The sequence below is a fragment of the Maribacter orientalis genome, assembly GCF_900109345.1.
Classification (GTDB): Bacteria; Bacteroidota; Bacteroidia; order Flavobacteriales; family Flavobacteriaceae; genus Maribacter; species Maribacter orientalis.
Genome location: NZ_FNZN01000004.1, coordinates 297,528 through 323,174 on the forward strand (window position 1 = coordinate 297,528; position 25,647 = coordinate 323,174).

Here is a 25,647-nt window from a genome sequence, read left to right on the forward strand (position 1 = left end):
ATCTTTTTTAACTATTGTACTTTTCAAATCGCCATCCCTTTATTATGATTACTATAGTTACTTTTATCTCAACCATAGAATTTATTAAACCCCTTTTTTAGGGTATCATATGATAGATTACCAGTTTTTTATTAAAGATTTGGGTTATTCACTTTTCAAATCCGTAGGTAAAACACCAAAACGTTCCTTAAAACATTTCGAAAAATAGGAAGGTGAAGAAAAACCAACAAAGTCGCAGATTACCCCAATGGAATGATCGGTATTTTCAATAAGCTCCTTCGCCTTTTCCAGTCTTATTTTACGAATCAATTCATTGGCGCTTATTCCTGTCAATGCCTTTATCTTTCTATAGAGTTGACTCCTGCTCAAGTAAAAATCTATGGCCAATTTTTCAACATTTAAATTTGGCTCACTTATATTTTTATTGATATGGCCAATAATGTTTAAGATAAATTGTTGGTCTAGAGAACTCACGTCAGACTCAAGAAGTTCATTATATTCTTCCCCTAGATATTTAGAAAATAGTAGTGTTCTATTGCTAATTAATTGGTTGATATGCGATTTTATGACCTTCATATCAAAAGGTTTGTTCATATAGACATCAGCACCAGATTCAAGTCCATCTACCCAATCGTCTGCCGTTGCTTTTGCGGTTAACATAAGTACGGGAATATGGCTGGTACGTAAATCTTTCTTTATCTTTTGGCAAAATTCTATACCGTTCATGACCGGCATCAAAATATCGGTTATAATTACATCAGGAATACTTTTGAACGCGGCCTCAAGCCCCATTTGTCCATTTTCGGCCAGCACGATTTTAAAATCCTTTTTCAATTCTTCCTTAATATAAATTGAGAGTTCTATATTATCCTCAACAATCAATACCGTTTTTTTAAGCTCCTGAGCTTCATTCAATATTTTGTCCACATTAATCTGTGCAACCTTTTCTGAAGGTTGTATTAATTCAGCTTCAGCAATTTCCAAGGTACTTTTATCCATAATACCTTGCTGGGTATTAATCATGGGAATCAAAACTTTAAATTTAGTACCGACCCCTATTTCACTTTCCACCTCAATTTCACCTTGATGAAGATCCACAAAGCTACGCACCACCTCAAGGCCAATGCCGGTACCTCCGAAATACTGTTGGTCAAGTTCTTTAATTTGATAGAACCTGTCAAAAATCTTGGTTAACTCTCCCGGATCTATACCTTTTCCAGTATCCTCAATAGTTAGTTCCAGGGCATCTATAGGTCGGCCGTTCTGGATAAGCTTAAAATGATAGGCTTCTTTAACTGACAGTGTTATCGTAATAATACCATTGGTAGGTGTACTTTTAAAGGCGTTAGAAAGTATGTTGAATATAATTTTTTCAAGTTTATTCCTATCCGCCGATACATGAATACAATCAAATTCTTTCTCCAAGGAAAGCGCTATATTCCGTTGCTGTGCTTCTTCGTAATAATGGCCCATAATATCATCCACCAAGACAACCACATCAAAAAATGTTACAACTAGCGGTATTTCATTGAATTGTAGTTTTCTAAAATCCATTAGCTCATCAATCAAACGCTTTAGACGGTTAGCATTCTTATGGATGATGCCATGCTTTTTCTTGATGTTTTCGGGTAAGGAGTGCTCATTCAGGATATCCTCGAGCGGACTTAAAATTAATGTGAGGGGTGTTCTAAATTCATGTGATATATTGGTGAAAAACTGAATTTTTTTAGTGTTCAAAACCTCTTCTTGCAGGTATTTTTCACGTTCCTGTAAAATCAGGCGTTTTGATTTCAACCTTGCATCCAAAAATTGAAAAATAACGTAAGCCAATGTCAACGTAATGAGTATATATAATAAAATTGCCCAATTAGTACCCCACCATGGTCGCAATATGGTAATATCCAAGGCGGCAAAATTCGTATTCCATACGCCATCACTATTTGCTGCCTTTACCTTGAAGGTATAATCACCGGCGGGCAGGTTTGTATAGGTAGCATTTCTTGTGCTTTGGACGTAATTCCAATCATTTTCAAAACCATCCAAATAATAGGCATACGAAATTTCCTCTGGCCTAGTAAAATCTATGGGAGCATAGTCTATGGTAAAAACGGACTGTTCATGGTTCAAAGTAATTTGTTCTGTTTGCGAAAGTACCTTGGTTAAAGGTGTATTTTTTTGACCTGGTACTACACTTTTGTTAAACAGTTTTAAATCTGAAAGATACACGTCGGATGTGTTGCTATTAAGAGGTAGTTCATTGGGATCAAAGTAATTGATACCTTCATAAGAACCGAAAAAAAGTGCTCCTTTTTCACTTTTATAGGCTGCATTATTATTGAAATCATTGGTTAAAAGCCCATCGTTGATAGAAAAATTTGAAACCGTACCTGTCAATTGATTTATTTTGGATATACCATTGTTTCCAGCAACCCAAAGATTGCCAACTTCATCCTCAATAATAGAGGAAACGGTGACCTTATTAAATCCTTCAACATTCACCCAGGTAAAGGAGTCTTTACGCATATCATATTTAAAAAGTCCTGTGCCGTCAGTTCCAATCCAAATATTCTTTTTTGAATCTTCATAAATCTGTAAAACGAGGCCGGTGTATTGTTGATCCCGTTGCTGGCCTTTCCTTAAACGTTGGGTCAAGGACTCTATTTTTAAATCGTTTTTAGTCTTGGTCAACCTGAACAATCCCGCATTACCGCCGATCCATATAGTGTCTTCGCTATCTACATAAACAGTCCGGACATCACTGTAGGCGATTTTGTTAACTATAAAAGGTGTATTTGAATAGGAAGTGATTTTTTTTGAAGTTGGATCAAAAGAATATAGGCCACTTGAAAATGTTCCTATCCACAATATCCCATCTGCATCCTCTGAGAAACTTAGTATCCTATTCGTTTCGAGTGCTCCATTGGTATTGTCCATGGAATAATTAATAAATTGGCGACTCCCTTTTTGCAAAAAGTAAATGCCAAAATTCCAAGTTCCTACCCACATATTCCCCTTACTATCCTTATATACGGTTTGTACATCAGAAGCATCCAAACCTTTTGCAATAGGATTATTGCTATCCAAAAGGTGCGTAAAGGTTTTCAGGTTCATGTCGTATACATCAACACCACCACCATCCATACCAATCCATAGTCTTCCTTGATCATCCTCCGAAATTGCCGTAACGGAATTTGCTTGTAGAGAATTTACATAGTTGCTTTTACTTTCAATATCCAGAAATTTGTCATAAAAGGCATCGTAAAGACCTATTCCATTATTATAATAGGAAACCCAAATCCGATTTTTATTATCCAAAAATAAATCCCAGATGGAATTGGATTTCAAATCGCCTTCCTCGAAATTTTGATTTAAATAATGGTTAATGACTATACCCTTTCGATTCATTTCAAACATGCCCGCATTTTCTGTACCACATAAAATGGTATTTCTTGGGGTTTCCGATAGGCTCATTATCCGCTTTTCCGTAATCTTAATCGTTTCCAATTGATAGCGACCGTTTTCATTACCGTCAATTTTAATAATCCCATCTTGTGTAGTACCGATCCAAACGGAACCTTTTGAATCTACTTGCATCGTTTCGATGGATGAAGAGATTTCGGGTTCACCACTTTGTGTTTTAAAACTTATAGGATGTGCGTATTCATTGCTTACATGTTCAAGTTCCATAACCCCCTTATTGCTTCCAATAAGGATTCTGTTGTCAAAATCCGCAAGCGCATTTATAAGTAAATAACCTACATTTTCAACACCCCTAATTGGAATGGTAGTGGCTTTAAACGTTTTCGGGTCTATCCTAAAAAGGCCTTTTTGATGTGTTCCAATAATTATTGAGCCATCTTTCGCTTCCATAATCGCATGAACAGAAATAATCGTCTTATATCCATTTTCCGGTACCAGTTCAATATGCTTGAAATTATCTAGATCTCTATTATATAAATCCAGCCCCACTTGCGTCCCTATCCAGAGATTATTTTTAGAATCAACAAAGGTGGTGTGTATGAGGGAGTTGCTGATACTCGTACTATCCGACCCATTAAACTGATAGGAAATATAATCGATACCATTATATTTATTCAATCCCAACCCGTTTGTTCCCATCCAAATAAATCCTTGCTCATCTTGGGAGATGGAGGATACCGCACGTTGGGTAGTACTATTTTTTAAAGTTTCGAACTTATATTTTGGAAATGAAGTTTCCTGAGAAAATAGCAAAGCCTGACAAAAAATTAACATTCCGGCCAGAGCGCGCTTAACTTTTAAATTTGAACACTTAATAAAAAGGAAGAGTTTCATCTTAAGTAGGAAATTATTTTTAAAAAATATAGTTTCAGGACTATTAAACTATCATGACACATACCATAGACTCCGAACTTCACCTGAAATCCGTTCAAGATCGATTTAATTGTGTGGGTGTATATAATGTGCATTATTTATAATATGTCAAAAAAAAGCATTTAAATAGACTATTGCATAAAATAAACCCTCCAAATTTTTAAATGCTTCAAAAGTTATACTACTAAGCACTAAAATTGATACTCTCCTAATCAGTAACATAGTAAGTTTGGAATGCTATAATTAAGAATAATAAAACTTTTTAACCCAACCATTGCTAGACTAGCATTAGTATTCAGAAAAGTTGGAATTCCTTAGCACATTTCACCACTAGGTTACCTAACAAGTAACAAAAATTTAAACGAGTACAGTTTTTTGGTACAGATAAAATTTCATCCAAATGAAAAAATATCCTTTTAAGTCCAGAAAGATGTACTGCAAATTTAGGGATAACATGATGTAAACTAAATATCTGAAATTTTAAAAATGAACAATAGAACCTCAACTCGAATAACGCTAGTCCATGTATTAAAACAAACCTAAAAACTAATGTATTTCACAGTACCAGATTAATTGTATACCAAATATTTTGCTCTGTTGAAATTTTCCAAAAAAAAACAGCATTCAAATAATCAGTTGCTTACCACACTTTTGAAACTAACTTTTATGAAAAAAAAATTATTACTTAAAATTGGATACCTAAAGAATTTCGGATTTTCCATTATTATGCTCTTATTCATAATGAATGTCAACGCACAAACCAGCGTTTCTGGAACAATTTCAGATGAAGATGCCCCTATCCCAGCTGCGAACGTAGTCTTAAAGGGTACTTCTAATGGAACCGCTGCTGATTTTGACGGTAATTATCAAATTCAAAATGTACCTGCCAACGGTGTATTAATCTTTAGCTCGATAGGGTATAAGACGAAGGAAATTGCCGTAAATGGACAAACACAAATCAATGTTTCATTAGAATTTGATATTTCATCATTAGATGAAGTAGTGGTAATCGGCTATGGTTCCTTGAAAAGGACTGATTTAACAGGTGCCGTAACCTCAATTTCAGCAGAATCAATTGAGCAATCCGTTCCAACCTCTATCGATCAAGTATTACAAGGTCGGGCAGCTGGGGTGCAATTACAGCAAAATAGTGGTGCACCTGGTGGTAGTTCGTCTATACGAATTAGAGGTGTAAGTTCCTTAACTGGATCTAACGAACCAATTTTCGTAATAGATGGCGTAATTATAGACAACACTACAGGTTCCGGATCACAAAATGCACTTTCGGCCATTAACCCCTCAGATATTGTTTCCCTTGATGTGTTGAAGGATGCGTCGGCTACCGCGATATATGGATCAAGAGCGGCAAACGGCGTAATCATCGTTACTACAAAAAGAGGTAAAAAAGGAGAGTCTACCATTAACCTGGACTCTTATATTGGATGGCAAGAAATACCTACCAAATTAAACCTACTAAACCTACAGGAATATGCAATTCACAAAAACACAAGATCTGATCTTGGTATCGTTCAACGAGACCCAGATTTCGTTAGGACAGATTTATTAGGAGAAGGCACTGATTGGCAGGATGCCCTGTTCAATAGAGCATTTATGCAAAGCCATAACCTATCAATCTCCGGAGGAAGCGAAAAAAGCACTTATTCTATGGGTATTGGTTATCTGGACCAAGAAGGTATTGCATTTGGATCTAGTTTTGAGAGATTTAACCTTAGAGGAGTGGTTGATACACAAGTGAAAGAATATTTAAAAGTGGGAATCAATTTTGCTTTTAACAATTCAAAGCAAACCACTACGGTATCAGATGGTTCACTTATATCCATAGCTTTAAGACAGACACCTAATGTAGCGATTAGAAATGCTGACGGTTCCTTTGATGGTCCGGCTACGAACGAATTTGTTCAAAATAATCCGATAGGCTTAGCAAGTATTAGAGATAATCGTAATGAAACGGCTGGTTTAAGAGCAAACACTTTTGCTGAATTAAGCATTTTCAAAGGGTTAAAATTTAAAACGCAATACGCTATTGATTATGGATTTTCTAATGCCTATACCTTCAACCCTTCATACACCTTTGGAGCGTTGCAAAATGATATTAGGGAAGGAACAAGAACCAAGGCCTACAGTAAATACTATAATATCTCTAATTTACTTTCCTATGACAATACCTTCGGAAAAAGTACCATCAATGGCATTTTAGGACAGGAATATCAGGAAAGTAGTTTTGAAAATCTTTTTGGTTATCGATCTGGGTACTTAACAAATACAGCTACTGACCTTAATTTAGGTGATGCTACTACCGCTAGGAATAATAATGCTAGATTCAGCAATTCTATAAGTTCATATTTTGGTAGGGCATTTTATTCTTTTGATGATAAATATTTACTAACCACTACCTTACGTTACGATGGCTCTTCACGCTTTGCCAAAGAGAATAGATGGGGTTGGTTCCCATCTGCGGCATTGGCATGGAAAATTTCTAACGAGAATTTTTTAAAGGACAATACCACTGTAAATAATTTGAAATTACGGGTCGGCTGGGGTGCAGTCGGTAACCAAAGTGTACCTAATTACGCTTTCACATCTTTATACGGTGCTTCGGCAACCAATCAAGGAACCGGATTGTTACCTTCTAACACGGCAAACCCAGAATTAAAATGGGAAACTACCTATTCTAGTAATTTAGGTTTGGATATCGGTTTGTTTAATAATCGCGTAGAACTTATAGCCGATATCTATTATAAAAAGACACAAGATTTATTACTGCAACTACCATTACCGGCGTATGCAGGAAGCAGTGGTGTCGGAGCCACAGCAGCACCAACGGTTAATATAGGTTCCTTAGAAAACAAAGGTCTCGAACTAACTTTAAATACGGTAAACGCAGACACCAAGGATTTTCTTTGGCGATCTAATTTTGTTTTTTCAATGAACCGAAACAAAGTTTTGTCCCTAAATTCTGAAACAGGCATTTTAGATGAAACATTACGTGAAGGATCCGAAACAACTATTGTGACCCGTACCGCAGTTGGGCAACCTATAGGCCAGTTTTATGGCTATAAGGTAATCGGCCGTTTTGAGAACGCAACAGACTTTTACTATCGAAATGAAAATGGAGAAATAGTACCGACACCCTTGCCCAGTGACGTTAATACCATTGGTGAAAACGCCACTTGGATCGGCGATTACAAATTCGCGGACATAAATAATGATGGCGTCATCAATGAACAGGATAGAACTTACATTGGAAATCCTTCTCCGGACTTTACGTTTGGTATAGGGAACACCTTTTCATACCAAGGTCTTGATATGACTATATTTTTATCTGGATCTTACGGTAATGAAGTGGTAAACTATCAAAGACGTTTTCTCGAAAACCCACGTGGTAATACCAACCTATTGAATTCGGCCCTAGGATATGCTGAATTGGCTTTGATCAATCCAAATGGTCCAAACGACTACAGGAACGTAGAGATAGTTGGTGGTGATAAATACATGCCAAGAATAGCCGCTTCCTCCGCTTCTTCTACATCCAACTTTAGATACAGCGATAGGTTTGTGGAAGATGGATCTTACCTAAGGATCCAAAACATATCCTTAGGCTATAATCTACCTACATCATTTATTTCAAAATTTGGACTCTCTAATTTGAAGGTTTATAGCAACATGCAAAATGTGTTCACCTTCACCAAATATTCCGGCTATGATCCAGAAGTTGGTTCCATTAATCAGAATGTTCTGCTTACCGGTATAGACAATGCCCGTTATCCATCGCCGCATATTTACACCATAGGGATTAACGCTAAATTTTAAAAAAGAAACTTATGAAAACATACATATCTATAAAACATATTCTTTTTACGGTACTTTTCGTTTGTATAAGTAGCTGTAGTAGTGAGCTTGACATTTCACCATCAGATCAAATATCAAAGGAAAATTTTTTCCAATCGGAACAAGATTTCCTAGCGGCGACCGGCCCTTTGTACAATAGGGTTTGGTTCTCCTTCAATGATAAATTTTATTTTGGTTTAGGCGATGGTCGTTCCAATAACTTATACGCGCCATTCTCTGATTATATATTCCCGTTTACGGATTTTACCGAAACTGGTTTAACAGGGCCATTAGTGGAAGCATGGGGGTCATTGTACATTGTTATTCAACAATCCAATCGTGCCATACTTGGCATACAGGGTAGTAATGTTGATGAAGAAATACAAAGGGAGTTCATTGCAGAGGCTAGGTTTATGAGAGGAACTGCCTATTGGTATTTAGCATCACTTTGGGGAGATGCCATTATTTCAACTGATCCTGCGGAATTAGTGCAAAATCCTATTGTAAACAAAAGCCCTAGGAGTGATGTATCTGAATTCGCCATTCGAGATTTGGAATATGCGGCAAAATATTTACCGGAACAGGCTCGACAAACAGGCCGTGTCACCAAATATAGCGCATTTGGAATGCTGTCACGTTTCTATCTTTCCTATGCAGGTTTGAGTGATGAACCAAATAGTGGACAGAGAAACCAAGAACAATTAAATCTTGCACTAAAGGCAGCCACCAAAGCAATTGAGGAAGGGCCCTACACCTTGATGGAAGACTATGCGGATTTATTTACCGTTGAGAACAACAACAATGAAGAATCCATGTTTGCTCTTCAATGGGTACCAAATGGAGATTATGGTGTAGGTAATGCGCACCAAGCCTTTTTTGCCCTTAATTCTGAAATTACGGGTGACGCCGCCGCTTATGGTTTCTTCACAAGAGCTACTTATGATGTCCTTCAAATCTATGCGCCGAATGACTTACGTCGTAAAGCGACTTGGATGGCGGACGGAGATTTTTATCCGGAGATAAATAAAGAAAATGGAGGGTACACCGTTGATCACGAGAATACCTACGTAAACGTGAAAAAAGGAGTTGTAGGTTCTACAAAAGATAACCCAGCCATCTCCATACAAAATTCCGCTTTAAACACCTATATGTTGCGATTGGGCGAAGTGTATTTAAATTATGCCGAAGCAGTTTTAGGTAATAATGCCAGTACCACTGATGCCAATGCCCTGTTCTACGTAAATGCACTTAGGTCAAGAGCAGGATTAACGGACTTAACAGTCTTGACCAGGGAAAGTCTTTTTCTAGAAAGACGGATAGAACTATGTATGGAAGGCCAATATTGGTATGATCTAGTTAGGCAATCTTATTACGAACAACAGGAGGTACTCAACTTCATTGATGCCCAAGATAGGGGATCGGTAATTCCATTTACCTATGATGCAGAAACAAATAAAGTGACTATTGATGAAACACGTGATATTACCACGCAAGCGGTTGGTGCGGTCAACGAGGGAATTTTGCTATTACCTTATCCAGAATCAGAGGTAGTTCAAAATCCATTATTGGGGCAACCACCGGTACCCTATGAGTTTACCGAGGAACGTATTACAGACCTTTTCTAGATTGAAAATTAAATACTTTAAAATTTAAGTAAGATGAAAAAAATAATTAATCGTAATATCCTAAAGCCATTTGTTCTTTTTGGATTGATTGCCACAGTATTTTTCTTTGCTTCATGTGAAGATGAAGAGGCTACCGGTAGTCCTATAGGAATCAGTGCCGTTTATCTGCAGGATGTAAACTCTACCGTACAAGATAGGGTCGTCAGTTTTGGACGTCTAGGCCAACTTTTACGAATAGAAGGTTTTGGATTTACAGGAATTTCTAAAATTTACATAAACGGTTTTGAAACCTTTTTCAATACCGTTTATGTCTCGGACAATTCCTTGTTGGTTCGTATTTCAGGAGATACGCCTACTGTGGAAGCTGATGAAGAAGCCAGAAACACCATTCGTTTGGTAAAGGGCGCGACAGAAACAACCTATTCTTTTGAGATTAGGGATTCTGCACCCTCCATTAACAATATTTCCAATACGTTACCTAATGCAGGTGAAGAAATTACTGTTTTTGGTACAGGCTTAATAGAGGTTTCAAAAGTCATATTTCCTGGCAACATAGAGGTTACAACGGGCATTACTTTTGATGAGGAAGATGGAGAATTCTTTACCGTTACCGTACCCTCGGGTATTCCGGACAGTGGCGGACCTTTGTTGGTGGAAACTGCTAATGGTCGTGTGTATTCACCTTCTTATTTTAATGTAAGAAGAGGTCTCATTATAGATTTTGATGGCACAGGCTCATTAGGAGAATTTGGGAATACCATTAGACAAGATGAACTTCAGTCCGCATCTATTGGGGAAGGTAACGTGTCACATGGTAATTATGTATATCACGGTCCTGCGGATGGCGAAACGTTTGGTGCCGGTGCAAATAGAAATTCAGAAGTATTTACAGGAGGAAATGAAAGCTGGCGTACTGCTTACACCTCCTTTATTCCAGTTACTACCCCTGTAGATTCCGTTGCGTTTCAATTTGATGTCTTTGTTCCAGAACCCTGGGAAGGTACCGGTTTCATACAAATTTTGTTGATCAATAATTTCAATGGTGGTGAATTTACAGGTGGTGTTTATAACTATATACCATGGATCGTAGATGGAGCGGTTGAACCTTTTAAAACCACAGGTTGGACAACGGTAACCGTCCCTTTTAGCGATTTTTACGCATTTTCCGATGGCGATTTCACCTTTGAAGATGTATTGCAATTAAGGGAAGGGGCCACATTCGCAAATTTTGGTTTTTTCTTTAATAATTCTGATGTTCCCTTGGGTAGTGTTACTGGAACCAATAGTGATGTGGTTTTCCCTGCATCCGAAACTTCGATAGCGGTTTATACCGATAATTGGAGAATCGTTTCACTAGCAGTACCTGCTTTAAGCGATTTTCCGGAATAATTCATTTCCAAAAGGACTATTTACTTTACAATAATTAAAAAAATTGACATGAAAAATAAACGAATATTAAGTTTTACAGCCTTTGCCATGATGCTGTTCTCTTGTGACGATACAATTATGGAATGGGAACAAGTGAATGAAGACGACCAAATTACCCAAGCAGAACTGCCTTTAGGTCTTGAGGAGAAAATTAGCAGATATGCACCACTTAAAACCTACAGCGATTATGTTATTGGCTGTGGCATTGTAATGGACCTGTATGTTAATGATGCTGAATACAGAAATCTCGTGAACGAAAATTATGACGATGTTACCGTAGGCTATGCGATGAAACATGGCGCAATGGTGAATGCCCAAGGTGAAATTAATTTTAATGCCGTAGACAATTTTATTGCTCTAACCAATGAAGCTGGTATTGATGTGTATGGTCATACCTTAGTATGGCATGCCAACCAAAACGCCAGTTACTTAAATGGATTAATTGCCTCCACGGTGATACCTGGTTCTAGTGGATCCAATGCACTAGACCTATCAGGATTAAAAGATGGAACGTTGACCGGATGGGGAGCTTTTAATGCTGGTGATGGTATTTCTATTTTGGAAGATAACGGTCTATCCGGAACTTCACAGGCAGTGCAATTGATTTCTGGAGCGGCTTCTGCACAACCCTATGAAATGCAATTGATTACTCCGAATATTCCTGTCGTTATGGGTAATAACTATGAAGTTTCATTTTATATAAAATCCGACCAACCTGGGCAAGGAAGAATTTCATTCAGTGGTCTTGAAAATAATTACCCATATCAAGATTGGTATAATATGGGAGGAGAGTTTACAGAGTCCTTTGCTACAAACTCTCAATGGCAACAGGTTAAATTCACCGTAAACGATTTTACCGATACTACGTTTGGAATGGCATTTGATTTAGGCTATTTACCAGGGGTTACCTACTACATAGATGTAGATAATATCAGCGTCGTGGATTTGGATGCTGAACCTTCTTTTGTTAACCTAATTACAAATGGAGATTTTGAAAATGGAACCTTAGACGGTTGGGGTGGCTATGGAAATGGTTCTACCAGGGAAGTAACCACTGAAGGATCTGGTTTTGGGGATACCGGCTATGCCATGGTGCTTACCAATCCCACAGAAGCCCAAAGTTATGAGGCGCAACAGCTGTTCACCTTTGACCAACCTCTTGAAGCAGGAACGGATTATACGTGTTCATTTTGGGTAAAGGCAAGTTCTCCATCGACCTTACAATTTGAACTACAAAGTGAAGACTACAGTGGTGATTATTATGGTGGTATTAGCGTAGGTACAGATTGGATGCAAATTACGCAAACGGTAACACCATCTTCAGACGATAGAATACGGTTTATTTTTGATTTTGGCGAATCCGCCACTACGTACACCATTGATGATATTGTATTTACTTCAGGGGAAGTTTCAGGTGGATCCGAGCCTACTATTATAGAAAAAACGGATGAAGAAAAAACGGCGATCATTGGGGAAGCCATGGAAAACTGGATAGCCGGAATGGTAGGGCACTATAAGGATGAAGTATTCGCTTGGGATGTAGTCAACGAACCTATGTTAGAAGGAGGGTCATTACGTACTGGCAACGTGACGGAATTGGCAGGCGATGATTTTTACTGGGTAAAATACTTGGGTCCAGATTATGCAGTTACCGCTTTCAATCTTGCCCGACAATATGGTAATCCTACAGATGTATTATTTATAAACGATTACAATCTAGAAGCTAGTCTTGCAAAATGCGATGGTATTATCGAATATACCAACTATATAGAAAGTCAAGGAGCCACGGTTGATGGTATTGGTACACAAATGCACATTTCCTTAAATACCAGTAGAGAAAATATTGTTGAAATGTTTAAAAAATTAGCGGCAAGTGGTAAGCTGATTAAAATTTCCGAACTGGATGTAAGATTAGGAACCGCAGCGCCAACCATGGCCCAATTAATAGATCAAGCAGACATGTATCAATTCGTAGTGAATTCGTTTAACGAATTCATTCCTGCGAATCAGCGCTACGGTATTACACTTTGGAATCTTTCCGATAAGGCAAACGAGCACGAGTTCTGGTTACCAAATGAGTCACCAAATGTTTTTGATAGTAATTTTGGAAGAAAACCAGCATACAAAGGTGTTGCTGATGGTCTTGCAGGTAGGGATGTAAGTGAAGACTTTACCGGGGAAATTCAGAATTAATAACTTACAAAGTTATTAGGCTTTGGTTTGTACCCAAATATTAAAATAAAAAAAGTATACCTGGTTTAGTGGTATTAAAATTATAAAAGTAGTTGTTTAGTTAAGTTGATGAATAGAAGCGTAATAAGAATTACGCTTCTATTTTTTTTAGTAAAAAATGGAATTAGATGCATCGTTGATTTAAACTTTTCAAAATGTAATGATTTTGAATTATGACCTATCCTGTTTTACTGTAGGAAATCAATGCAATAATTTGGGATTGCAATCTCTAAACTCAATTCGAAATTAAAAAACACTACTCAATTTTTATACAATAATAACTTCATAAATCTAAGGGAAGTCGTTAACGAGATTTGTGATATCTTCAAAGTAATTGCCAATAACAAAGAGATAAGGTTAATAGCTTCTGTAATGGGTGAACCTCATTTTATAGGAGATAAGGATCAGGTTGAATTTGTGATTCGTAACTTAATCAACAATGCCATTAAGTTCACCCCAAGAAAGGGTATTGTTAATGTATCGGTTACCCAAACTTCAAACCAAATTAAAATATCAGTTTCCGATACCGGTGTTGGAATGTCGTCTGAGTTCAGTAAAAATCTTTTTTCTATTGAAAAACCCAAAGGAATTCCTGGTACCGAAGGAGAAAAAGGTAGCGGTCTTGGCCTTGTACTAAGCTCTGAATTCGTAAAAAGAAACGAAGGGGAAATTCATGTTGTTAGTCAGGAAACTATAGGTACGACTATTACTGTTTCTTTTTCAAGTGGGCGAAAAACAGCCTAATTCAGGTAATACTGTACTAAAAACAGCCCCTATCCCTATTGTGGGGAAGATTCTTTCGAATATAAAAAGTCTTACTTCTAAATGAAGTATGGTTTATTTGAACTTTAACAATTCTTTTATTTTAGTTGCCTTTTCAAAATATCGGCATTAAATAAAATTAAAAAACCCTAACATTCTAAAAATTAGATTGTTAGGGTTTTATTCTGTACTCGAGGCGGGAATCGAACCCGCACTCCGAAGAACTGGATTTTGAATCCAGCGCGTCTACCAGTTCCGCCACTCGAGCATAATTATCGTCAATAAAAGACATCCCATAAAAATAGGACTGCAAAACTAAATAATTATTTTCTTACTAACACCAAAAATATCAAGATTTATGCATTAGCAACCAAATTTAATTTTTAAATTTGCACCTCCTTAAAAATAAGAACTTCAACGATTTATCGAAGTAACTGTTTGGGAAACAATAATTAAAGACATGCCATACCAAGTTCCACAACCGAAAATATTTGCTTGCACACAAAGTAGAATCTTAGGCGAAAAAATCGCTAAGGCATATGGAATGGAACTGGGCAATGTATTATTCTCGCGCTATAGCGACGGTGAGTTTCAGCCTTCTTTTGAAGAGTCTATACGTGGAACTCGAATTTTTATTATTGGTTCGACACACCCAGGTCCTGAAAATTTAATGGAAATGTTATTGATGATCGATGCTGCAAAAAGAGCATCGGCACGTCATATAACAGCGGTAATGCCCTATTTCGGTTGGGCTAGACAAGATAGAAAAGATAAGCCTAGAGTGCCGATTGCAGCAAAGCTTGTTGCTAAAATGCTAGAAACAGCAGGAGCTACTAGAATTATTACAATGGATCTGCATGCAGATCAGATACAGGGGTTTTTCGAGAAGCCTGTAGATCATCTTTTTGCATCTACTTTGTTTTTACCATACTTGAAAAATCTTGGTTTAAACGACCTTACCATAGCCTCGCCAGATATGGGAGGTTCAAAAAGGGCTTACGCCTATTCTAAAGCTTTAGATTGTGATGTGGTTGTATGTTACAAACAAAGGGCTAAGGCGAATTTTATTTCCCATATGGAATTGATTGGTGACGTACAGGGAAAAAATGTTGTTCTCGTAGATGATATGGTTGATACGGCAGGAACTCTGACAAAAGCGGCAGATTTAATGATGGAGCGTGGTGCTACTAGCGTAAGAGCTATTACAACACATGGCCTACTATCTGGCGATGCATATGAGAAAATAGAAAAATCGAAACTAACAGAGTTAATTATCACAGATTCAATTCCAATAGAAATAAAGAGTGATAAGGTAAGAGTATTAAGCTGTGCTAATCTATTTGCAGATGTTATGGACAAGGTTCACAACAATAACTCTATCTCTTCCAAGTTTTTAATGTAGTTCGGAAGGAAAATTTAAAATAGAATATTAATTTTTAATACATATAATGAAGTCAATTACAATTAAAGGATCAGAAAGAGAAAGCGTAGGCAAAAAGGCAACGAAGGCCTTACGTAATGCTGGAAAGGTTCCTTGCGTAGTATACGGAGGGGATAAACCATTACACTTTTCAGCAGATGAACTAGCGTTCAGAGACTTGGTTTACACTCCAAATGCGCACACAGTTGCAATTGAATTGGATGGTGGAGCTTCTGTTAAAGCAGTTATGCAAGATATTCAGTTTCACCCAGTAACAGACAAGATCATTCACATTGATTTTTATCAATTGTTCGATGATAAAATGGTTACTATGGATATTCCTGTACGTTTAGAAGGAAACTCACCAGGTGTTCGTAATGGTGGTCGTTTATTATTTAGAAAACGTAAACTTGCAATCAAAGCATTACCTGCCAAATTACCAGATTTCTTTGATATCGATATTTCTAAATTGAAAATCGGTCAAAACATTTCTGTTGGTTCATTGTTAAGTGATGATTTCAGCATTCTACATCCTGATACTACTGTTGTTGTGCAAGTTAAAACTGCTCGTACTGCCGTTGCTATTGATGATGAAGATGAAGAAGGAGAAGGAGAAGAAGGTGCAGAAGGTGCTGCAGAGGAAACTGCTCAAGAATAAACATCTTTTTTTAAGATTTACTACTAAGCATCCCGATACGTGTATCGGGATGCTTTTGTATTTTTATCCCATAATTCTAACTAGCTATGTTCGGTTTTTTTAAATCATTATTTACAAAAAAGACCATAATTCCATAAGAGAAAGATCCCATGAAGAAATTTTTAATTGTTGGCCTTGGTAATATAGGTGATGAATATGCGGAGACGCGTCACAATATTGGTTTCAAGATATTAGATGAAGTAGCGCAAGCAAACGACTTTACTTTTGAAACAGCAAAACTTGGTGAAATAGGGTCATATAAAATTAAGGGTAGAACAGTAATTTGCTTAAAACCTTCAACCTATATGAACCGTAGTGGCAAAGCATTGAAGTACTGGATGGATAAAGAAAATATCCCACAAAGCAATGTTCTTGTTATTACAGATGACATTAATTTACCTTTTGGCACCATACGTATTAAAACAAAAGGAAGTAATGGCGGCCATAACGGATTAAAGGATATTGAATTATTTCTACAAACCATACTCTACAACCGATATCGTTTTGGTGTAGGTTCAGATTTTGGCAAAGGCAGACAAGTAGAATACGTATTGGGACAATGGGACGAAGAAGAAAAAGCATTGTTACCAGAACGATTAAAAAAATCAACCGAAATAATTAATTCATTTGTACTAGCTGGTATTGCTCGCACTATGAATCAATATAATAACACGTAAACTATAGTACTTTAAAATTATAAATTCCTGAATTAGATTTATTGCCTTCAGCATCGATTACAATTATACTCCAATAATAAACAGTATTTGCCGTGACCGAAACCTTTATACTATTTACTGTAGGCTGAAGTGTTCGAATTAAATCGACTGGAATAGCTTCTACAGAAAAATAAATTTCGTAACTAACTATATCGTTATCCAAATCGGATGCATTCCAAGACAGGGTAACTTCATTGTTTATATCTTTAAATACATTTTCTGAAGATACCGGACTCACATTAGTTGCAGGAAAAGGGGCAAACGTAGTTCTTGAACCAGAATTATAAAAATTCCAAACTTCACTTGATACCGTTTGGTCTACCTGACTATTTTTTGAGCGTACAATCCAAGAAAATTGCTCTCCTTTTGCCAATGGCAGTTTTGCAGATGTAGTTGATGAAGTAATAGTTTGTACCGTGCCTGTAGAAGTATTAGTTACTCTTAATTCATATGTTTCGGTATTATCTGCTGCAGACCATCTAAATTCGACCTGGCTAGTTACCTGCCCTAAACTCAGACCAGTTGTACATTCAGAATTTTGCTCTGGGAATATCAATTGAACAGCTTCTGGAGGGGAAGGTGTACGCTTCTTTTTACAGCTCGTAAAAGCCATCATCATACATAAACCTAAAAATAAAAAGCGCATCATTCTTTAATTATTTTAGAGGTCCCTTTTATAGTCATCCCTTCATATTTTAAGTAATAGATACCGGTAGACAATGAACTTAAATTTAACTCTATTATTCCTTGTTTTGCAAATTCGCTAGAATTAGAAATCAATCTTCCATCAGCACTAAAAATTCTCACTATAATATTTTCATCACTCTCACCCAAAAAAACTTGAACAAAATCGACTACAGGGTTTGGAAAAACAATTGGCTTCTCAAAAAAGCTAATTTGTTCTTCATAAATTCCTTGACAAGGAATATTAGTAGACACCTTAAGTGTATTAATCCCTTTCTCTAAATCTAAAACCACAATTGACTCTTCGGTCTGTATTGAAATTCCATTAAGCTCTATAGTATAAAAAGAAGAGCCTTCCAACTCAAGGGTAATCTGCGTGCCATCTAAAGCCATTTTAGATGTGACGCTTAGCGGCTCAGGTTCTGTTATTTGAACCTCTAAGCAGTATTCATTGTAAGAAATACTACCATCTGTTCCTGTAATACAAAGCGAATACGCACCAGAACTTAAGTTTGCCAAATTAAAAGAATTTGAAAAACTCTGAGTTACATCAAGTCCATTCCCTAATACCCTTATTTGATAATCAAGGGCCAGTTTCGGAATTACGGTTAATGCACCATCATTATTTTCCCTACATGTTTCACTAACCAGACTCACAGTAAAATTTTCAGCTGGAAAACGGTAAACTGGGCATCCAGAGGCATTTACCTCTAGACCTTCTGGTGTACCCAAACAAAGGTCGTCTCCGTCATCAAAAACTCCATCGTTATCCGCATCTGGCCTAAAATTACCCTCTACACAAACTTCAAGAGCAAAGACTTTTAAGCTACCACCATCTGAAGGTGCGTTATCTCGAACTTCTAAAACCCATTCTCCAAGTATAGATTCTCCATTAAAAGCACTAAGACTACCTAGCGGTTTTACCATTCCACTTATAGCTGGATCAATCGAACAATTAAACGACGGACTATCATCATCAAAAGTGGCATTTATATTTCGCGATTCACCACAAGAACTAGAAACTAAAGTAACCACAGTACCTGCTGGTGATGTTAAGCTAATAACCAAATCGGCCAAAAACGTGTGTTCAAGATCGATTACAACATTCATATCGGCCACAGGCAAGTCTTCATAGAATACAATTTTAGAACTGATTACCGGTGTACCACTACTTGAGATAGAAATAGGTAATGCTGTAGCATCTTTTGTCGTGCAATTAAATTGTATGGTAGTAAAGCTAAATACTGAACTAAAAATACCCTCGCCACAATCATTTTTCGGTTTTACCCTCCAGAAGTATTGGCTATTATTATCTATTTGTACAGGGGAATATGTATCTGTACTCACGGTAGCAGATTCTATAATATTTGAAAAACCAGCATCAGTCGAAATTTCGACATCATAAAGTGTATTGCCCAATGCCGCATTCCATTGTAAAATAATATCCTTTGAAGCATCTACAAAGCCGTCTAAGGGAGACAATAACTGCACCGCCTCAAAATTATCATCGTATACCCTTAACTGAAGAATTACTTCTTTAGTGACCGTCGCAGAAGTAGCCAAAACTCGAATTGGGTATGTACCAACAGATAAATTCGAAATACCTTGAAAATCAATAATAACAGGTGTATCAGTAAAATCAGCAGATACTGGAGTAAACTGCGCCGTTAAACCTGCAGGCATCTCAATAGCACTGAACGTACTCTGCTCATTAAAGCCTAAGCCTATCTCATACGTAAAAGGAATGTTAATATCGTTTGGTTTGCATATATCATATACTACCTGCTCAAAATTCAATACAATTTCTGACGGTGTTATAGAAAAATCAGCAGCATTAACTGCAAAGAAGATATTATTATCAGCCTTTACCATAATACGACCGGCACTGGCCGAAGTGTTTGGGATAATCACGCTTTGACTTCCATCATTTAAAGTATTTTCAACCAATGTTATAGGATACGTAAAACCACCATCTATAGACAAAAATACTGATACCGTTTCAGCACCAATCGGTGCAATATTGGTATTGGCTACATCCCAAGTTATCGTTTGTACCGAACCCGCCTCAAAAGATAGCTCTGTAATTTGTGAGGTGACAACAAATGGCCCAGCTTCATTTATTACGGACACCTTTAACTCATCTGAAATTGATTGACCGCCGTTTAATGCATTGTCACGAACCATCAATGAAAAATTTAACTCACGACCTATATTCGAAAGTGTTTCCCAAGCTTCACCCACTTTAGGTAATGTCTCAGTTAATTGTCCGCTCAAAATTAGAGTCAAATTTGGAAAATAACGCTGCGGCGAAAGGCTCGGAGGTAAGGACCTAAAATTAGCACCCGCCGGATTATTAGGCCCAAAAGTGGCTTGGGTAACCACACCATTATCTATCTGCTCCCATGTGTAACTAAGTATATTTGAAGTATCAACATCATTTGCCACCCCTGTTAATACAAAAGGCGTTCCTTTAGGTATACTATAGTTAGACAACGGAAGTAACGTTGGTGGTGAATTGGTCAATACCTGAGTTTGTCCACAAGAAACAGTTTGTAGATAATCTCTTATTTGTACCACACTCACATAATGAAAATAATCATCGCTATTGGCTGCCACGTTATTATTACCTGCAATACCTGCGTAGCCCATTATAGTTGTTCCACTGGCTGGCTCTACCTGCACGGTGGTACCTTCAGAAATATGTGAAAAAGAATGGTTGGCCCCAAATTGATGCCCCATTTCATGTGCAACCAAATCAATATCGAACGCATCACCAGTAGGCGATGACAAAGTCGTATAACCACTACCCTTTCTATTATCTGTACAAACCGCCCCTATAAAGCCAGAATTACCATCTAAAGTATTATCCTGTTGGTTAAACAGATGCCCTATGTCATAATTAGCTTCACCTATAATACTAGTTAGTGTATTTTGAACTTGAGCACTTAAACTACCGGTGTAGGGATCAGTTTCGGGATCAGTATAAATTACCAAATCGGTATTATCGATTAATTCAAGGGTAATTGCCAAATCACGTTCAAAAATCCCATTTATTCTTGTCAAGGTCGCGTTAATTGCGGCGAGAGCATCAACCTTTGTACCACCATGAAATTGAGTATACTCCCCAGAGGCTGAAATGGCAACCCTAAACTTTCTAAGGGTTTGATCATCGACTAATTTTGCAGTTAAATTCTGAGAATATTCCATAACCTCTGGCATGGTACTACAGACAAAGTGAAGATCACTTTCTTCTTGTTCGGTTCTTCTATAAAGAACATAGATGTCATCGGTTGACTTTTGCATAAATAGTGCTCCGTGTTCCCCTGGCGTGCTAATCATACTTTGAATGCCCTTACCTGAAACACTAAAACGAACTTGCTTGGTAGAGTTATGTAATGCTACACCTTTATATGACTTTATAGTAGGGAACTTCTTTGCAAGACCTTCCGAAAAAACATTAGCCTCTTCCACCTGAAAAGGAACCAAATTACCTTGCTCATCTGGAAAATAAATTATTTTAGAACTTGATTTTACAGACAGCGTATTTAAAAATTGTTCTTGATTCAAAGTAAATGCCCGACCTTTATCTACTCGTAAACGTTGCTTAGATAATTGTTTAGCGCTTGCATTTAATTCCGTATTTTTCCAATATGTAGATTGAGCCACCCCGTAAAAGGAAAGAAATAGTATGGTAATTGAAAAAACTAGGCGTAATTTTACAATCATTAAGAGGATTTTATCTCAAATCAAATATAAGTCTTTTTATTTTCTATCATAGGTGATAACAGTCCGCAACATTTCCAAATATAAAGAAGAATATCCCACAGTCATTACTATTGGCACTTTTGATGGGGTGCATATAGGTCACCTAAAAATACTTAATAAAGTCATAAACCATGCCAAGAGCACTGAACTAAAATCTGCAGTGCTTACCTTTTTTCCTCATCCAAGAATGGTTTTACAGAAAGATGCCGATATTAAACTATTGAATACAATAGACGAAAAAATTAGCATCTTAGAACGACTTGGATTAGATGTTTTAATTATTCATCCGTTTACAGTAGAGTTTTCTAGACTTACCGCTACAGAATTTGTTCGTGACATTTTAGTGAACAAATTGAACATTAAAAAAGTTATTATCGGTTATGACCATAGATTTGGCCGAAATAGAAATGCCAATATTACAGACCTAATTGCTTTCGGAAATGCGTTAGATTTTACCGTAGATGAAATTCCTGCACAAGAAATTGACGACGTATCTGTAAGTTCTACTAAAATCAGAAAAGCCTTAGAGGATGGCGATATAGATACGGCAAATAGTTATTTAGGCTATGAATATATGCTTACAGGTACAATTGTAAGAGGAAAAGGAATTGGCAAGCAGCTAGGCTACCCAACAGCAAACCTATCAATTACAGAAGACTACAAACTTATACCTAAAAATGGCGCATATATAGTTAAAACTGAGCTAGACGTAACCACGGTTTATGGCATGATGAATATAGGCTTCAACCCAACAGTAAATGGTACAGAAAAGACTATAGAAATCAATTTTTTCGACTTTGATTCCGACCTTTATGATAAAAAGATACAGGTAGATATTTTATCGCGCTTACGTGACGAACACAAATTTGAATCGATAGATGGTTTAAAAGCGCAATTGGCAAAAGACAAAGAAAAATCTCTCCAATATATACAGCGATAAAATGTTTAACAAGTTATTATTTCAAAAGATAGATAATAGCCCACTGATCATTTTTCGTATATTTTTCGGCATTTTAATATCTCTTGAATGTTTTGGGGCAATCGCTACAGGATGGGTTAAAAGAAATCTTATAGATCCTAAATACAATTTTCCTTTTATAGATTTTGATTGGTTACAACCATTACCTGGATCAGGCATGTATTTCTATTTTAGCCTTATGGGCCTTTTAGGTCTATGTATAGCTTTAGGTTTTAAATATCGAGTGAGCATAATTACGTTTACCTTGCTTTGGGCAGTAACCTATTTAATGCAAAAGACTGCCTATAACAACCATTATTATCTCCTCATTTTAATTTCCTTTTTGATGTGCTTTTTTCCTGCAGAAAAAGCAAAATCAATTGATGCAAAACTAAATCCAAACCTAGAGACCAACTCTATGTATAGTTATGTAAAATGGACTATTGTTCTTCAATTGTTTATAGTTTACGCATACGCATCTTTTGCTAAAATGTACGGAGACTGGTTAGACTTCAGTATGATTAAAGTATTAATGCACCCAAGAAGAGATTACTGGTTAATCGGTGAAGTTTTGCAACAACCTTGGTTACATAGTATTATAGGTACGGCAGGTATACTCTTCGACTTACTTATTGTGCCGGCTTTACTTTTCAAACCAACAAGAAGGGCGGCTTTTTTTACCTCTATAATTTTTCATTTATTCAATTCTATTATATTTCAAATCGGTATTTTTCCTTATTTATCAATTGCCTTCAGTGTATTCTTTTTTGAACCAAAAACCATACAAAGCACATTCTTTAAATCAAAACAACCATTTATCAGTTTAAACAATACTATAGTTCCAAATTACAAAAACAGCCTACTGTTACTCATGTCTATATATTTTATAGCTCAGTTATTGCTACCTGTTAGGCATTATGTTATTGAAGATGATGTTTTATGGACAGAAGAAGGTCATCGAATGAGCTGGCGAATGATGTTACGCAGCAGAATTGGCAAAGGTAATTTTAAGGTCGTTAATAAAAATACCAAACAAATATTTGAGATAATACCTAAAGATTACCTTACGGCAAGCCAAGAACGAAAAGTGTTTGCCTATCCAGATTTTGCATGGCAATTCGCTCAATATTTAAAAATTGATTTTGAAAATAAGAATATGGACGTTGCCGTGTATTTAGAAGATTCTCAAATCAGCATTAACCGAAAACCTTATGTGCCATTTATAGATTCCACCACCGACTTGGCGGCAGTACCTTGGAAAAGACTACAGCATCACCTATGGATTTTACCTTCTAATATTGAGGCAAGTACTAACTGATTTTACTAGAATTTTAAAGCACGCTGGCAAAGTTGAAGCGGCATACCCCAAGGATCTCGTAACATTACCAAATGACTACCATCTTCCTTTAAAATTTCTTCAAAATAGCTAGCCCCAGCATTGAGTAATCGTTGTTTGTCCTCTTCTGCATTTTCAGAAACAAAAGCTATATGGAACGTTAATGGGTGCCTATTACTAAAATCCTCAGCTAATTCGTCTTCTCGCTTATAAAATTCAATAACTACACGATCTGTACTATCGGCCAAAAAAGTCATGTATGGAGATTCCCTTTGTTGGTTCGCTATCGTTAGCCCTAAATGGGTACAGTACCAATTAACCACCCCGTTAATATCAATCACATTTAATGCAAAGTGTTCAAAAGTCATTTTAATCGATGATTAGACCATAAAAGTATCTAATTTAAAACTAAGATTAACGTAAATTTGTAGTCAAATACAACCTAAAATGTTACAATTACAGACCATACGGGAGAATAAAGAAGAAATTGTCCTTGCCCTTGGAAAAAGAAATATTGACGCTCATACCCTCTTGGACAATGTTCTTCAATTGGATGAAAAAAGACGTACTACTCAAACCCAATTAGATAATGTCTTAGCTGAATCCAATTCCCTTTCCAAAGAAATTGGTGCATTGTACAAAACAGGAAAGGCTAAGGAGGCCAATATATTAAAAGAGAAAACAGTCCATTTAAAAGACGAATCTAAACAACTGGCTGAAGATTTGAATACTGTCGAAGAAGAGCTTCAAGCATTGCTATATCAGATACCGAATACACCACACACCTCTGTTAGGAAAGGTTCATCCGAAGTCGATAATGAAGAAATTTATAAAGAAGGTGACATACCTACCTTAGATGCAGGAGCCCAGCCACATTGGGAATTGGCTAAAAAATACGACATTATCGATTTTGAATTAGGAGTAAAAATAGCAGGAGCCGGATTTCCCGTGTACAAAGGAAAAGGAGCCCGTTTACAGCGAGCATTAATAAATTACTTTTTAAATAAAAATATAGAAGCGGGTTATACAGAAATTCAAGTACCTCATTTAGTAAACGAATTATCTGGCTATGGAACAGGGCAATTACCTGATAAAGAAGGGCAAATGTATCACGTAACCGCAGATGACCTTTATTTAATACCTACTGCAGAGGTACCTGTTACCAATATTTTTAGGGATGTAATTGTAAATGAAAGTGATTTTCCGATAACCTATACGGGCTATACACCATGTTTTAGGAGGGAAGCAGGTAGTTATGGTGCGCATGTACGTGGTCTGAACCGTTTACATCAGTTTGATAAGGTTGAAATTGTTCGTGTAGAACATCCAGCGAAGTCTTATGAAGCTTTAGATGGCATGGTAGAACATGTGAAAAATATTTTAAGGGAATTAAAATTACCATATCGTATTCTTCGCCTTTGTGGTGGTGATTTAGGGTTTACAGCCGCTCTTACCTTTGATTTTGAAGTGTTTTCTACAGCACAAGACCGTTGGCTAGAAATTAGCTCTGTTTCGAATTTCGAAACATACCAAGCCAATAGATTAAAATTGAGGTATAAGGATGAAAACGGAAAAAATCAATTAGCACATACCTTAAACGGTAGCTCTTTAGCTTTACCTCGTGTTTTGGCAGGTATTTTAGAAAATTACCAAACCCCTGAAGGTATTAGAATACCAGATGTATTAGTACCTTATTGTGGATTTAATATGATTGATTAACCACATACTTGGGAGACTAATAATGCTATCTATGATGGTATTATCTTGTTCATATCTGGATTATTTCTAAAATGATTTCATTGCTAGTGGCATTTACTCATTT

The 25,647-nt window shown here is 36.7% G+C and carries 15 protein-coding genes and 1 tRNA gene; 11 read left to right on the top strand and 5 right to left on the bottom strand.

The window, feature by feature from the left end; translation table 11 throughout:
• Positions 1–144 precede the first annotated feature (144 nt).
• The gene (locus tag BMY56_RS10930; RefSeq protein ID WP_218144562.1) at positions 145–4,233 is read right to left on the bottom strand and encodes a hybrid sensor histidine kinase/response regulator transcription factor; all 4,089 of its coding nucleotides are present in this window, start codon (positions 4,231–4,233) and stop codon (positions 145–147) included.
• A gap of 786 nt (positions 4,234–5,019) precedes the next feature.
• Here BMY56_RS10930 and BMY56_RS10935 point away from each other — a divergent pair.
• From BMY56_RS10935 to BMY56_RS10955, 5 genes are all read left to right on the top strand, one after another.
• Positions 5,020–8,184, top strand: a complete 3,165-nt coding sequence (locus BMY56_RS10935; protein ID WP_091623905.1) for a SusC/RagA family TonB-linked outer membrane protein — start codon at positions 5,020–5,022, stop codon at positions 8,182–8,184.
• Between the two features lie 11 nt (positions 8,185–8,195).
• Positions 8,196–9,827 (top strand): RagB/SusD family nutrient uptake outer membrane protein, encoded by a 1,632-nt coding sequence (locus tag BMY56_RS10940; RefSeq protein ID WP_091623908.1) that lies wholly within the window; start codon positions 8,196–8,198, stop codon positions 9,825–9,827.
• A 33-nt stretch (positions 9,828–9,860) separates the two neighbouring features.
• Positions 9,861–11,216 (top strand): glycan-binding surface protein, encoded by a 1,356-nt coding sequence (locus BMY56_RS10945; protein ID WP_091623911.1) that lies wholly within the window; start codon positions 9,861–9,863, stop codon positions 11,214–11,216.
• A gap of 48 nt (positions 11,217–11,264) precedes the next feature.
• Positions 11,265–13,448, top strand: coding sequence for an endo-1,4-beta-xylanase (locus BMY56_RS10950; protein WP_091623913.1), 2,184 nt, complete (start codon positions 11,265–11,267; stop codon positions 13,446–13,448).
• A 411-nt stretch (positions 13,449–13,859) separates the two neighbouring features.
• Positions 13,860–14,231 carry a sensor histidine kinase gene (locus BMY56_RS10955; protein WP_091623915.1) on the top strand — a complete coding sequence of 124 codons (372 nt, stop codon included), beginning with the start codon at positions 13,860–13,862 and terminating at the stop codon, positions 14,229–14,231.
• Between the two features lie 206 nt (positions 14,232–14,437).
• On the opposite strand, the gene BMY56_RS10960 is transcribed toward BMY56_RS10955, so the two are convergent.
• Positions 14,438–14,517, bottom strand: a tRNA-Leu gene (locus tag BMY56_RS10960).
• A gap of 192 nt (positions 14,518–14,709) precedes the next feature.
• On the opposite strand from BMY56_RS10960, the gene BMY56_RS10965 reads away from it, so the two are divergent.
• The 3 genes from BMY56_RS10965 (at position 14,710) to pth (ending at position 17,043) form a co-directional block, all read left to right on the top strand.
• Positions 14,710–15,651 carry a ribose-phosphate pyrophosphokinase gene (locus tag BMY56_RS10965; RefSeq protein WP_091623916.1) on the top strand — a complete coding sequence of 314 codons (942 nt, stop codon included), beginning with the start codon at positions 14,710–14,712 and terminating at the stop codon, positions 15,649–15,651.
• Between the two features lie 46 nt (positions 15,652–15,697).
• Positions 15,698–16,327, top strand: coding sequence for a 50S ribosomal protein L25/general stress protein Ctc (locus tag BMY56_RS10970; RefSeq protein WP_091623918.1), 630 nt, complete (start codon positions 15,698–15,700; stop codon positions 16,325–16,327).
• Positions 16,328–16,476: 149 nt separating this feature from the next.
• Positions 16,477–17,043, top strand: coding sequence for an aminoacyl-tRNA hydrolase (gene pth / locus BMY56_RS10975; protein ID WP_091623921.1), 567 nt, complete (start codon positions 16,477–16,479; stop codon positions 17,041–17,043).
• Position 17,044: 1 nt separating this feature from the next.
• On the opposite strand, the gene BMY56_RS10980 is transcribed toward pth, so the two are convergent.
• Positions 17,045–17,731, bottom strand: a complete 687-nt coding sequence (locus BMY56_RS10980) for a hypothetical protein (protein ID WP_245737200.1) — start codon at positions 17,729–17,731, stop codon at positions 17,045–17,047.
• The gene (locus BMY56_RS10985; RefSeq protein WP_091623924.1) at positions 17,728–21,492 is read right to left on the bottom strand and encodes a zinc-dependent metalloprotease; all 3,765 of its coding nucleotides are present in this window, start codon (positions 21,490–21,492) and stop codon (positions 17,728–17,730) included. The genes BMY56_RS10980 and BMY56_RS10985 overlap by 4 nt, the downstream gene beginning before the upstream one ends.
• 52 nt (positions 21,493–21,544) lie before the next feature.
• Here BMY56_RS10985 and BMY56_RS10990 point away from each other — a divergent pair, with 52 nt between their 5' ends.
• Together BMY56_RS10990 and BMY56_RS10995 are read left to right on the top strand one after the other, a co-directional pair.
• A complete protein-coding gene (locus BMY56_RS10990) occupies positions 21,545–22,471 on the top strand; it encodes a bifunctional riboflavin kinase/FAD synthetase (RefSeq protein WP_091623926.1) in 927 nt (308 codons plus the stop codon).
• A gap of 1 nt (position 22,472) precedes the next feature.
• Positions 22,473–23,807: an HTTM domain-containing protein gene (locus BMY56_RS10995; RefSeq protein WP_091623929.1), complete on the top strand. Its 1,335-nt coding sequence runs from the start codon at positions 22,473–22,475 to the stop codon at positions 23,805–23,807.
• A 5-nt stretch (positions 23,808–23,812) separates the two neighbouring features.
• Here the strand turns inward: BMY56_RS10995 and BMY56_RS11000 are convergent, their stop codons facing one another.
• Entirely contained in the window at positions 23,813–24,193 is a 381-nt protein-coding gene (locus BMY56_RS11000) for a VOC family protein (RefSeq protein WP_091623932.1), read from the bottom strand.
• A 79-nt stretch (positions 24,194–24,272) separates the two neighbouring features.
• On the opposite strand from BMY56_RS11000, the gene serS reads away from it, so the two are divergent.
• Positions 24,273–25,544, top strand: coding sequence for a serine--tRNA ligase (gene serS / locus BMY56_RS11005; protein WP_091623934.1), 1,272 nt, complete (start codon positions 24,273–24,275; stop codon positions 25,542–25,544).
• Positions 25,545–25,647: the final 103 nt, after the last annotated feature.